The organism is Kitasatospora sp. NPDC057015 (assembly GCF_042673745.1).
Taxonomy (GTDB): Bacteria; Actinomycetota; Actinomycetes; order Streptomycetales; family Streptomycetaceae; genus Kitasatospora.
In genome coordinates, this window is record NZ_JBHUSG010000094.1 from 1 (window position 1) to 11,713 (window position 11,713).

General features: G+C 67.8%; 7 protein-coding genes and 2 pseudogenes. All 9 read right to left on the minus strand.

Annotated features, from left to right (window positions below; all coding sequences use genetic code 11):
• Positions 1–97: 97 nt before the first annotated feature.
• Positions 98–421 (minus strand): annotated as a pseudogene (locus tag ACFTWP_RS40650) (IS481 family transposase); the annotation flags it as partial.
• Between the two features lie 345 nt (positions 422–766).
• Positions 767–1,105, minus strand: a pseudogene (locus ACFTWP_RS40655) (transposase); the annotation flags it as partial.
• Complete coding sequence (locus ACFTWP_RS40660) at positions 1,006–1,539, minus strand: hypothetical protein (protein WP_380270233.1); 534 nt, start codon at positions 1,537–1,539, stop codon at positions 1,006–1,008. The gene ACFTWP_RS40660 and the pseudogene ACFTWP_RS40655, both read right to left, overlap by 100 nt.
• Positions 1,540–1,949: 410 nt before the next feature.
• Positions 1,950–5,129: a hypothetical protein gene (locus tag ACFTWP_RS40665; protein WP_380270234.1), complete on the minus strand. Its 3,180-nt coding sequence runs from the start codon at positions 5,127–5,129 to the stop codon at positions 1,950–1,952.
• Complete coding sequence (locus tag ACFTWP_RS40670; RefSeq protein ID WP_380270235.1) at positions 5,126–6,406, minus strand: hypothetical protein; 1,281 nt, start codon at positions 6,404–6,406, stop codon at positions 5,126–5,128. The genes ACFTWP_RS40665 and ACFTWP_RS40670 overlap by 4 nt, the downstream gene beginning before the upstream one ends.
• Positions 6,403–7,689 carry a hypothetical protein gene (locus tag ACFTWP_RS40675; RefSeq protein ID WP_380270236.1) on the minus strand — a complete coding sequence of 429 codons (1,287 nt, stop codon included), beginning with the start codon at positions 7,687–7,689 and terminating at the stop codon, positions 6,403–6,405. Before ACFTWP_RS40675 ends, ACFTWP_RS40670 begins: the two co-directional genes overlap by 4 nt.
• On the minus strand, positions 7,682–9,052 hold the full coding sequence (locus ACFTWP_RS40680; RefSeq protein ID WP_380270237.1) for a Wadjet anti-phage system protein JetD domain-containing protein: 1,371 nt from the start codon (positions 9,050–9,052) through the stop codon (positions 7,682–7,684). The genes ACFTWP_RS40675 and ACFTWP_RS40680 overlap by 8 nt, the downstream gene beginning before the upstream one ends.
• Before the next feature lie 813 nt (positions 9,053–9,865).
• Complete coding sequence (locus ACFTWP_RS40685) at positions 9,866–11,029, minus strand: hypothetical protein (RefSeq protein ID WP_380270238.1); 1,164 nt, start codon at positions 11,027–11,029, stop codon at positions 9,866–9,868.
• Entirely contained in the window at positions 11,008–11,526 is a 519-nt protein-coding gene (locus ACFTWP_RS40690; protein WP_380270239.1) for a DUF4365 domain-containing protein, read from the minus strand. The genes ACFTWP_RS40685 and ACFTWP_RS40690 overlap by 22 nt, the downstream gene beginning before the upstream one ends.
• Positions 11,527–11,713: the final 187 nt, after the last annotated feature.

Sequence of the window (11,713 nt, forward strand, 5' to 3'; positions counted from 1 at the left end):
TACCAGCAGGGTGCCGAGCAACCAGGTCTCACCGCATCAACAACTGTCCCTTTTCACCCGTACGTGGGTGGGGACGTTCATGTGTACGCCGACACACGGCGGTCTCTTTGCGCTCGTCGCGCAGGATCTCGCTGTAGGCCAGGCGGGTGTGGTCGTCGACGGCGGTGTGGATGAAGCTGTAGCCGATCCTGGGGGTGCCGGAGGGGCTGCGCTGGTCGGTGGTGGCCTGGCGGTTGGCCTCGCCGGCCTGGCGGGCCATGACACGGTGGCCGCCGCCGTCGGGGATGTTTCCGAGCTTCTTGATGTCGACGTGGACGAGTTCGCCGGGGCGTTCGCGCTCGTAGCGGCGGATCACGGTGCCGGTGGGGCGGTCCATGAAGGCCAGGCGGTTCAGGCCATGGCGGACGAGGACGCGGGGGACGGCGACGCGGGCGGCGAGTTCGGCCGGCTCGACGCGGGTGAACTCGGGCCAGTCGGTCAGGTGAAGCAGCAGCTCGGCGCCGTCGGCTGCCCCGATCGGGTGGTCCGCATAGTCGAGCTGGGGGTGGGCCTTGCGGGCATTGTCGAGGACCTTGGGGTCGAGGACCGTGGTCAAGTGCCGAGGGTGTGCCAGGACTTGGACCGGAATTCCTTGCTGGTCCAGGAAGATCTGGAAGGCGGTTGGTGGTCTCGGTGGAGAGGGTGCCTCGGTTGCTGGCCTGCTGCTGAGTCGTTCGATGTTCACGGCGATGGCGGTGAGTACGTGTTGCAGGTGGGTTTTCGGCTTGCCTCGGTAGCAGCGGCGGCGCATGCCGTGGCCGTGGGCGAACTCGTTGGTGGTGCTCTCCACTCCGGAGCGGATCGCGTAGCGGGCCTTCCAGTCGGGTGTCTGTTGCTTGGCGCGGGCGCGGACCTGCAGGTCGCGGAGTTCTCGTGGGGGAAAGCCCACGTTCCGGGCCCGGGCCTTGGTGCACCGGGGACGGTCGGGACACGGCTGGCACTGGCTCTCGGTGAACCGCGCCACGATCAGAGGTGCCGCGGTGGGTGAGGAGGTCGGGTAGGGGCCGTGCCAGCCCCGGCTGATCTGCCCCCGTGGGCAGGTGACTTGTCGGCGATCGAAGTCGATGCGGAGTCGTCCCGGTCGAAGCCCTCGTTCTTGCGGTGCTGGCTGGTGGGATTGCCCGGCAGGGGCCCGGTGACAGTGACCTGGTGTTCGCGGGCGGCCCTTTCCAGGTGGACCAGAAAGGTGTAGCCGCCGCCGACCAGGCGCTCGGCGGGCAGCAGCCCGCGACGTGCCATGCGGGTGTGGATGCCGGGCAGGGCCTGGCCATCGTTCGTGGCGGCCGAGGTGGTGGCCACGTCCGTGATCACGTCGACGCTGCCGGAGGCACAGGTCTCGGTGAGATGGGCGGCGAAGCCTTCCAGCGGATGATGTGCCCGCGGCGGATGTAGCGCGCCGTGGTAGGAAGAGACGATCATCCAGGAGGAGGGCGACAGCCCGCCGTCATCAGCGGTGCGCCAGCTCAGGCGGCCTGCCGCTTCGTAGTGGTAGTTCTGCACGATGATCTGCCGCAGGGCCTCGGTCTGCGGGCCGGACCGGAAGCTGGACCTGTTCTGGTGGAGACGTTCCAGCAGTCGGCAGGCGTCGTTGCCGGCGGCGAGGATCCGGGTTTTGGGCCGGGTGGGGTTCTTGCCGAGACGGACCGGGCGACCGTAGCGGCGCCCCCAGCCCCCTCCACCACGCCGCGTTCGTCCACGCCGACCTCGACCCGGGGAGACCCATTGGAGCGCCGAGTTTCTCAGCGACGAGTGGAACCGGGTAATCCTCGGCCAGGCCGCGACCTCCCGGAGTGAAATTTGCACTTCGGTACGGGGGCCGGCGCTGGGTGCCTTCGGTCGAGGCGTCAGGTCGCGTCGAGCTTCCGTGCGCTGCTGGCCGGGCCTGAGGGTTCCGGCCCGGAGTGCGGGGCTCAGGACCGGCTTCGGACGAGGTCGTCGAGGGTGAGTGTGATGCGTTGCCGGTTCGCGTCGTAGCCGAACATGAGGGTGGGGCGGTTGAGGGCGTCAGACTTGGACTGGTAGCGGAATTGCAGGATCTGTCCGCACATCGGCCGCACGTCGGACATCAGCCCGTCCTGGCAGGTGGCCAGGACGGTGATGCCGTGTTCCTGAGCGGCGTCCCGCAGCGCAGCGATGACTTCGCGGCGGTGTTCGGCGCCAAGTGAATCGCCGAGTTCGTCCAGGATCAGGACACGTCCTTGGGGGTCGGGTGCCGCGAGCAGGGCGGCGAGGACGAGGTGGATCGAGAAGAGCTTTTCCTGGGCAGTGTTGGTGGGCGCGTCGTAGCGCAGAAGGGGGCCGCTGGGGTTGCGCCGCCACCGGGGCACGACGTGGCAGATCCACTGGTCCTCGGCCGCGGTCGGCGCACTGATGTTGTAGGTCAGATCGGCGCCGTAGCCCATGTCCTTCTCGTTGAGGATGTTCAGGGTCTTACTGATGCGGTCCAGGGCGCTCTGGACCCGTTCTTGGATGGATTCCTGGGTTTCAGCGAGGGCGTGGCGTGATTCGTCGACCACGTCCTGGAGGAAGGTGCGTTCGTCCTCACGCATTTGTCGGGTGGCTTCCACCTGTTCTCGGGCGCCTGCGTCGCGTTCCTCGTTCTCCTCCAGCCACGTTCGCAGTGCCTGCAGCGAGGTGCGGAAGATCCGCCCGGTTGGGTCGGGGGTGTCCGCCTCGTAGTGGTGCAGGGCGTCCGCGAGTTCCTGTGTGGCAACCCCGGTGGTCCGGCTGTCTGCGGCGAGCCCGGTGAGTGCGGCGGCGAGCCGTACCCGTCCTTCGCCATCGAGGACCGCGCTGGTGCGGCGCTCGATCTCGTGGGCGGGGTCGCGCCGAACGACGGCCCGGGTGTCGGCCTCGTCCGCCGGGTCGGCATTGGGGTCGTCTTCTGGGAGAGAGGCCCAGTTCAGTGCTGCGAGTGCGTCGTCGAGTGAATCGGTCCAGTCGGCCCTCGCCTGCTCGGTGGATGGGTCGGCCTGCATCGCCCGCAGTTTGTCCCGCTTCCGTTCAGCTCCCTCGATCTGCTTGCGTAGCTCACGCAGGGCATCGGCTAGCATGTCGGCGCGCTCCTGGGCTGTCCTGAAGGCTTCCTGTGTCCGGTGAGCGGTGTCTGACGCAACATCTGCGGCGCTCTGGAGGCCGGGAAGGGCCTTCAGCTGCGCCGCTAGCATGTCCTCCAGTTCCCGGACTTTTGGCCCGAGGCGCTGGGCGAGGTCGCTCGCGTGGGCCCGCTCGATGTCGCGCTTCAGGTTGGCGATCCGCCGGCGGTGGAGTTCGGCCGTCACAGCGAGCTTGCCCTGTTGGTTCTCAGCGTCATGCAGCTGGCGCTGCAGGTGCGCGCAGATGTCCTCCTGTCCCGCGATCGGCTGCTCGAAGCCACCGATAACGTGGACGCCCAGGCCGGGCAGGGACACGTGGGGAGGGTGGTCCACGCGTGTCGACTGCGCGAGCGCGTGCAGGAACGGCAGAGCGAGCGTGTCGGTGGTACGGATGCCCCCGGGCACAGGTCGTGGGCCGGGTAGGGGCAGGATGCCGGCTGAGGGCTGTGAGGCCGGACCGGTGATGAGGATCGCCCCCGGGTGCGCCGCTACCGCCTCGGTGGCGCGTTCCAGGTCGCCGGGCGCGATGCACACGGCGTCCCTCCAGGGGGCCAGGCGGGCCTCCCAGTCCTGGCGTGCGTCCGCGTGGACGCGGGTGGCGGCCATCAGCCCGACGGCTTCAACCTCTTCGGACAGCAGGGCCCGCAGGACCACGGCGGCCGCACCGGTCCTGCCCTCTTGGGCCTCGGTGAGCTCCGCCCGCAACGCTTCGACGCGCCTGGTGGCCAGATGGAGTTCTGCGCACTGCTTCACCTGCTCGCTCTCGTGGCTTTGCACGAGGTCGGCGACTTCTCCGGGGGGCGGCCCGTCGTAGCCATCGGCACGCTCACTTTCGCGTCGGTGGTCCTCCTCGGCCCGGTTCAAGTCACCCCGCAGCTTTCCCTCCTCACGGTTCGCTTCTGCCAGGTCCTGGTCGGCGGCCGTCTTGCCCAGCAGCGCTTCCTTGGCGGTGCGCTGCAGGAGGGCAGTGTTCCTAGCCTCCGCAAGTGCTGTCTTCGCCTTGTCGTGCTGATGTACCAGCGTATCGAGGTCGCTCTGTACAGCGGTGAGCTGGGCGGTGATGCGCCGTGCCCGGATCTGCGTGTCGAGGGCGGCGCGGGCTCGGGCGGAGCGGCGGAACTCCGATGCTCGTACTGTCTCGCGCCTGGCTCGGGCCCTGGCGTCGACGGAATGCAGGATCGCGTCTTCCGCCCGGTGGGACTCCTCCGCCTGAGAGATCTTCGCGGCGAGGTCCGACTGCGTTTGCGCCAGGGCCTTTCGTGCCTCGACGTCGTTGGTCAGCATGCCGGCCCTGCCGGTCAGCGAGAGTAGCGCGTCGCCGATCTGGGCGGGGGTGAAGTTGCCTGCGTCCAGTTTGAGCAGCGAGGGGCGTGACCGTATGCCTCCGCGTGTGGCGATGTAGGCGAGCAGTCTCGGGGCGCGGCCGTACAGTGCTTCGGCATACTCGGTGGGCCCCATAGGTTTTCCACCGAGTTTGCGGAAGAAGTCCGGGGCCTGGTCATGGCGCTCGCGGTCGTCGCCGTCCACGAGCAGATGAATCCCTTGCTTGTGGCGCACCTCGATGTGCTGCGGTTTGGCGGATATCTGCAGCCAGACGGTGAGGGCGGTGCTCTGCGGGTCTTCCGGCTCGGCGAAGACGCCCACGACGTAGCCGACATGAGCCGGTCCGTGCCGGTCGGGGGAGGCCCCGGCCGTGACCGGCTCGAACAGCAGCTTGGGCGCGTGGACTGACCCGCCCGCCGCCATGCGCCATTCGGGGTCGCCGAGCAGGAGCGCGAGGGCGGCAAGGAAGCTTGTTTTACCGGATTCGTTGGAGTCCTTGGGCCCGCGCCCGGTCACTGCCACGAAGGCACCGGGGATGATGGCGACCGGATGTGCGGTCAGCCGGGCGATGTCGAACGTCTGCACGGCGATCAGCTGCCGGGTGCCGATCACTCCGCGCTTTCCGCGGACCATCGGGTTGCTCGGGTTGCTCGGGTTGCTCGGGTTGCTCACGGGCGGTCCGTCTCTTCGTGGCCATGGACGCGGTGGCTGTACGTGGGCTGCGTATCTGTGAGGTTGCGTCGGCGCACGATGGCGGCAGCCAGGTGCCCGTCAGGGCGGCCGACCAGAATCAGGTCTTCCCAGAGCGAGGCGCTGCGGTGTTCGGGGAGACGGTCCAGGGCCGGGCCGGGGATGTAGTGGCCGGTGGTGCTCTCGGCGACCAGACCCGCTGCTCGTAGGCCGCGCAGGGCGGCCTTGATCGTGACCTTGGGTATCTCGCGGTTCTTGGCGAGTTCCTGGAGGCTGACGGAGTATGGTTCGCCCGTCCAGCGGCTGTGCCGGTGCCGGCCCCGTGCGCGGGGGATCGCCACGGTATGCAGGAGAACCAGGGCCAGCACGGCCCGTTCTGCATCCGTGAGTGTGCCTGACCCTTCGTCCGCGAGCGCGTCGGCGGTCGGGTCGGTGAAACCGGTGGTCCAATTGCCGTCGGCGGTCTGCATGAGCTGGCGCCCGCACGGCAGCAGCGCCGCTTCGGCCAGTGAGCGGATCGCGGGGTCCGTCAGCCCGGGCAGGTCGCGACGCGGCACGGCCCGGCGCGAGGTCTCCAACGTGGCGATTGCGGAGCGGACCACATGGTGGTCGGACGTGCTGGGCACCTGATTCTCGCAGACCGGAACCGCGTGGGCAGCGGCAGCACGGCCCGGCCCGGGTGATGACATGTTGTCGCCCAGGGCCGGCAGCAGATGGTGCCCGCGGCGAAGACTTTCCACCACGGTCCCGGGTAGGGCCGCAACCGCAGGTCCCAGCCGCAGATCGCCGCCGCCCACGGCGATCAACCCTGAACTGGGCAGTGTCCGGTCAATGGCCCGCTCGACGGACTCACGGTCGGCCCCGAGCCCGACGCAGAGCTCCAGAATCCGGGCACGCTCGAATGGGAGACCAGGGAACGGCGTATGATCGGGCTCCGGCCAGCCCGCTCGCAGGCACACGGCCCACACGAGGGTGGGGATCGGGGAAAGACCGAGCCGCGAGGCCTGCACTGCGGGATCAGCGGATGGCGCCGATTCGCTCTCCCAGCCCAGGACTAGTCTGTCCGCTCCGTTCGGGCCACTGGTGATGCGGATCAGTCGGCGCCCCACCCCTGCCGCTGCGGCGGCGGCCGTCGCAATCACCGGCCCGGGCACCGTAGCGGGCACCACCTGGAACAGGCGCAGACGCCCCAGCAGCAGCGCAGCTTGGAAGGCGACATTGTGATCGGGACCGTCCTCCTGAGGTTCAGCGTCGCTCATGTGTCCCGTTCCGCATAGGAGACGTGCGGCTGAGCCGGTGTGCGGTGCAGGCGAAGCGGGTGCAGATAGGTGACGCGGGCATGCGGGTCAGCCAGCAGCAGATCCTCGACCGTCACGGTGTAAGGCTCCGCGGGATCACCGTCCAGTGCCAGCATATCCGTAATGATCGCCGCAGCTGCAGGCCAGCCGGCCGCATACAGAGCCGGAGAGAGATCGACCTCGTCGTTGCCGGCCAGCAACTCGTCGGCCACCAACCGGCGGCGCTCTCGCGACCCCTCGTACGCCACCTCGGCCCGCCGCAGCGCATCGACGTCGTCGCTGTCGTCGCCGGTGTCAGGAAGCGGCGGACGGACCCGCCCACGTGAGCGGGGAGCGAAGCCCTCCACGGTCTCAAACAGCGCGGACGCCTCGATCCAAACGGCGGGCATGTCCGCGACCAGGGCGGTGCCGAGCCGGGACAGCAGGGCGATGTGACCCTTGAACGCGGCATCGGTGTACTCGGCGACGGTCAGGACATCGAAGTTGAGGCTGTCGCCGCCCTGCTCCACGACCTTGTCGGCAGCCGCCATGAGCTGTTGGCGGTAGAACTGCTCCGCTTCGATGAGTGCGGCGGCGGCTTCCTCGAGCGCCCAGTCCCCGCGGAAGCGCTCGGTGACGAGTTTATTCAGGTCGGCGACCTGGCGGGTGAAACCTTGGTGGTCGTGCTGCCGCTGGGACTGCATCAGTTCTGCGGGCGTGCCGATGGCGACCTGGCGCTGCAGGTCCAGGGCGAACACACGCAGGGCGTTGCGGCACGACACCAGGTAGTCCAGTGCGGCGTCCGGATCGGGATGGCTGCGGTCGAACATGGCCCTGGCCCGGTCCAGCAGAAGGATCAGCTCATCCACACCGCCGTGTTCGGCGAGCCGCTCAGCCGCCAGCGCCCCCGCCAGCCCGGCCGGGCGCACCACGTAGCGATCCTGGTGGGCCTTGTGAATGTATGGCTCGAGGAATCCGAGCTGAGTCAGGACACTCAGACGCCGGTTGACCAGGTCCTGCGACCAGCCCTGCGAGTTGCCTGCCAGCGCCTGCACGACCTCAGCCTTGGTCAGGCCGTGCGGCCCGGAGTGCTCCGCGAACACGTTGAGGATCGCGACCGCTAGCCTTGCCACCTCCGGGTGCGTGGCTACCGCGCCAGCGTCCTCGGCTACAGGGGCCATGAAGGCCCGCCAGTTGGCGAGCCTGACAGCCGCGTCGAGATCGGCCTTGTCACTGTCGTCACCGAACGCGATCTGCTCAGACATCGTCCGGCACCTGCTCAAGCAGCGCTGCCAGATGAGGTAGCACCCTCTCGTGCAGCGGTTCCTGCTCCAGCGACTCCCCGCTCGTCGCAATCTCCGCCGCGAGCGCCCGCAAGTCGGCCGGGCCCTCCTCCGCCATCCTCGCTGCCAGCGCTCGCGCTTTCGGATACGCCTCCGGCTTCTGCCAGCGGTAGGGGCCGGCCCGCCACAGCTCAGCGTCCATGCCCACCGCGTGGACGCGTCGGCCCAACCGCCGCGAGAGGTCGTCAACGATCGCGACCCCGTCCGCGTCGAGATCGCCCCAGACGGCCAGACGAGCCGGGCGCAGCCAGTCCAACAACGAGACCAGCTGGTTCGCGACGTAACCGTGCCCCCAGATGCACAGCCACTGGGAGGTGATGTCCGCCATCGCGCACACACGCTCGAACGTATCGGAGTTCTCGATCAGGAACACGCCGCGCGCACGGTACTCCACCTCACCGATCAACCGCAGGGCACCGGCCGGCAGGGCCACCCAGGGGTTGGCCACCGAAGCATCGGCGGCCACCGGGCCGATCCGCCAGCTCAACGGCCCCCTGACGCGGATGTCCACGTCGGCCTCGTCGACCGCGTGGTCGAAGCTGATCGCGACCAGATTCTCGAAGGCCGCCTGCCGAGCGGGCGTCCACATCTTCGAACCCCCAAGGGCCAGGCCCGCCAACTCCTTGGCCGTCATGCGCTGTCCGGTCCGATGACGGGGCCACCAATGCGCGGCAGCCCGCAGCGCCGCCTCGTAGGCGGACCAGGCCTCGGTCGCCGTGGCGGTACCTGCGGGAACACGAAGCGGCGAACCAGCCTGGCAGCGGGTCAGCAGCTCCCGCTCCTGACCGAGTTCCCTGACAGCCTCCATGAGGTCGAGCAGTTCTCCCCGTACTTCGTCGGGGTCCCGCTGTCCCCGTAGCTCCTGCAGCAGCTCCTCCGCTTGCAGCGCCCAGGAATGCGACAGGCGCCACGAGAGCGGTCCAGCGATTTCCAGGTCGTCGTCGACCTCACAACGCAAGACAACGCCCCCGGCGCGGACCAGCGAAAGGGCGATGTCCAACGCCTTGGTGCCGAACCTGGCAACAATCGTCGCCCAGGTCCGCCGCTTTGCTGACAGCACCCAGATCAGATCGCGGGTGCCGATGTGCTGCGGCGCCTGGTAGGCCGGCTGCGTCGCGGCTGCGACCAAGTCCGCTTCCTTGATGCTCAACAGCCCCTGGCGATTGCGAGGCGCACGATTCGCGCCATCGCGTCGCACCGGTACGGACAGCGCGTGGATGCCCTGCGGGGTTCCGGCCACGGCAATGCGGATACGTCCATCGGCCTCGCCGAACAGCAGGTTCACGGAACCGCCCTTCGTTCCCGTCACACAGCCCCCCATGGATCACGCGGATCTTGCCCGCGCCTCGCTCTATATGCACACTGCCAGAAAGACGGCCGCGAATCTATGGGAATGTCATGATGAGAGGTTTCCACTAGCCCGATCCGACGGGTTCGACCTCCAGCCGTGTAACCCCTGGTACCGGTGGCCTGTTTCGCGCTCTGCTCAAGCAGCTACTTGATCGGTCGTCAGCGGAGATGTGGTTGCCAGTGAGCATGGTGGTAGGTCGATCAGGTTGGGACGAGTGGTTCCGAACTGGAGGATGTTCGACGCGTCATCAGGACGAGCGACGCGAAGATCGCTCAGTGCCGGAGAGCGCTCGAAGCCGACGGAGACGCCGCGCTGGTCGCCCGCCGGAGCAACGAGGCCCAGGCGGCAAGGACTGAGGCTCAGATCCGCCTGAAGGCCTTGTCCCGAACCGGCACCCCGGTCTCACAGAAGCAGATCAAGGCGCTGGCCGCCAAGATCACTGACAGCTGCGATGAGCCAAGCACCGGTTGAGGCGAAGACGTCCGTCTGCCAGGTCTTGGGGCTGTGAGGCGCCTACTGCCCGGGTGAAAGAAATGGTGCGGGTCGAGATAAACCTCGACCCGCACCTTCTGAGTACCGCATTTCCCCGTGAGGGATTCCGTCACTTCGTCGGGCGCAGGCTGAGGCGGGAGAGGGGATACCCTGAGGCCTGCCGCAGTCGGTCGATGCCTGGCTGCTGAGCCTGGCCCGGCTCTTTGGAGGCCACCATATGTGAGCGCGGCCCGGGTCGATTCGAATTCGAATCGGTCACGTCATGGTCAGGAGGATTTCATCGATCGGTCGGCACGTGACCGGGTCGTCGACGACGAGTCGCCGGCCCACTCCGGTGCGGACCTCGCCTTCCACGATTACCGCGCGCTGGGCCTGGTGCCAGGAGACGGCCTCCTGGTAGTGGTCGAATGGCAGGCGGACCCGAATCTCGGAAGTTCGCCCGCGGCGCACGGTTGAGATGGTCACGGAGCCGAACGGTTCGTCGGTGACATGTCGCAGCTCGACGATGCTCCCCGAGAACATCGAGCGGGCGTCGATGCGACTCTGCTTGAGTTGCGTGGCAGCGTCCTCGATTTTCTGGGACGCCTCGCCGTCGATCGAGACGGAAGCAGGCATGGTCGCGGGGGCTGGATGCGATTCCGCCCAGCCGAACCGCGTCTCGAACTCGCCGATGGCCGGTTCCGCCAGGATCCGTGCCAGGGCTGAGCAGAACTCCCTGCTGACGCCGCGCGCCACTACCGCGTGGAGGTCGCTCATGGTAGGCGAGCGTTCCGGCTCGACGATGATCTCCTTCACCGCCATGATCGACTGGGCAAACGTCCTTGTGACACGCCTTTCGAAGGGCTCTGGCGCAGCTGTCAGTACTTCCAGGTTCGGCAGGATCAGCTGCTCGCCGGCGGGCTGCTCGGGCTCGGAGAGCGGTACGAGGAGCGGAATGATGAACGAGCCCTGCTGGGTGTGGTCCATCCGCGTCTTCTTCAGGACCTCGTCCCCGCGCCGCGCGTAGTTCCCACCGATGTCGCCACGTTCGTGCCACGCGGTCGTGCCAGCGGCCCGCAGAAGCTTTCGGGCGGAGCCGATCACGGTGGATGCCGCCTCGAAGGGGATGGTGTCCGTGATGCGGTAGTCGCTGGCCGCCCGGAGGTACGTGACGTCCATCTGGTGATACCGGATCCGTGGCGCAAGCGTGGTGGCGACGGTCCGCTCGTGCGCGGCAAGCCGGTCGAGGACCGCCTTGGCGATGACAAGGTCGTCTCCCGTGATTGCCGGGATGCCGATCTTCGACTCGCCGTTCGTCCAGACGGAGCCGCCGATCCCGGGCGGCTGGCTCGCCCAACCGGAGTGCCTCATGTAGATGCGGAGCTGAGCGAGGGTCGGGAACCTCACTGCCGCCGGGCTCAGGCTGCTGGTAGGAAGCACGCCTCCACCTCCTGGTGCCACTGCTCGATGGTGTCGGCAGTGAGGCGCTGGGACTTCGGGATGCGGATCTTGTCGCCGGTAGCAGTCTCGTTGACCCGCACCCAGAAGGCTGCTGCCGTGTGGTTGGTGCCGGCGGCATGGTGCTCGATCCACCGGGGGCGCTCGTCGAAGTCCAGGATGACGAGCACGAAGTAGACCGGCAGCTTGCTCTGCGTCCATTGTTCACGCCAGTGCAGTTCGGACTGCCAGGTGGCACTGTTGCCCGTGATGGAGAACCGCGAGGTGCACTTGACCTGGACCCGTGCCGGAGCGAGCGCGAACTCGATGGTCCCGTCGATCGCCAACATGTCCTCGTCGGGCGAGGTCTCGTTGAACCCGACGCCGACTTGACTGGCTATCGATCGTATATAGGAGACCCCGAACCGGCCCTTCGCGCCGTTATGGCTCAGCGTTGCAGACGGGGAGCCCTTCGGCTCGCGAGGTGGTGGCACGCTCATGGGGACATCCTGGAGTCGCTCACTGACGCACCGCTACCACTTTGATGGAATTCGGTTGGCGGACTGTCCGTTTTCCGTCAGGAGCGGTCAAATGAAGTTCCCCCATTGATCTGGGCAGCTTGATACTGGGACGGATGGGTCCCGGAGGAAGCAGTCCAGGTTGAGTGGCAAGAGCAACATGAGCAAG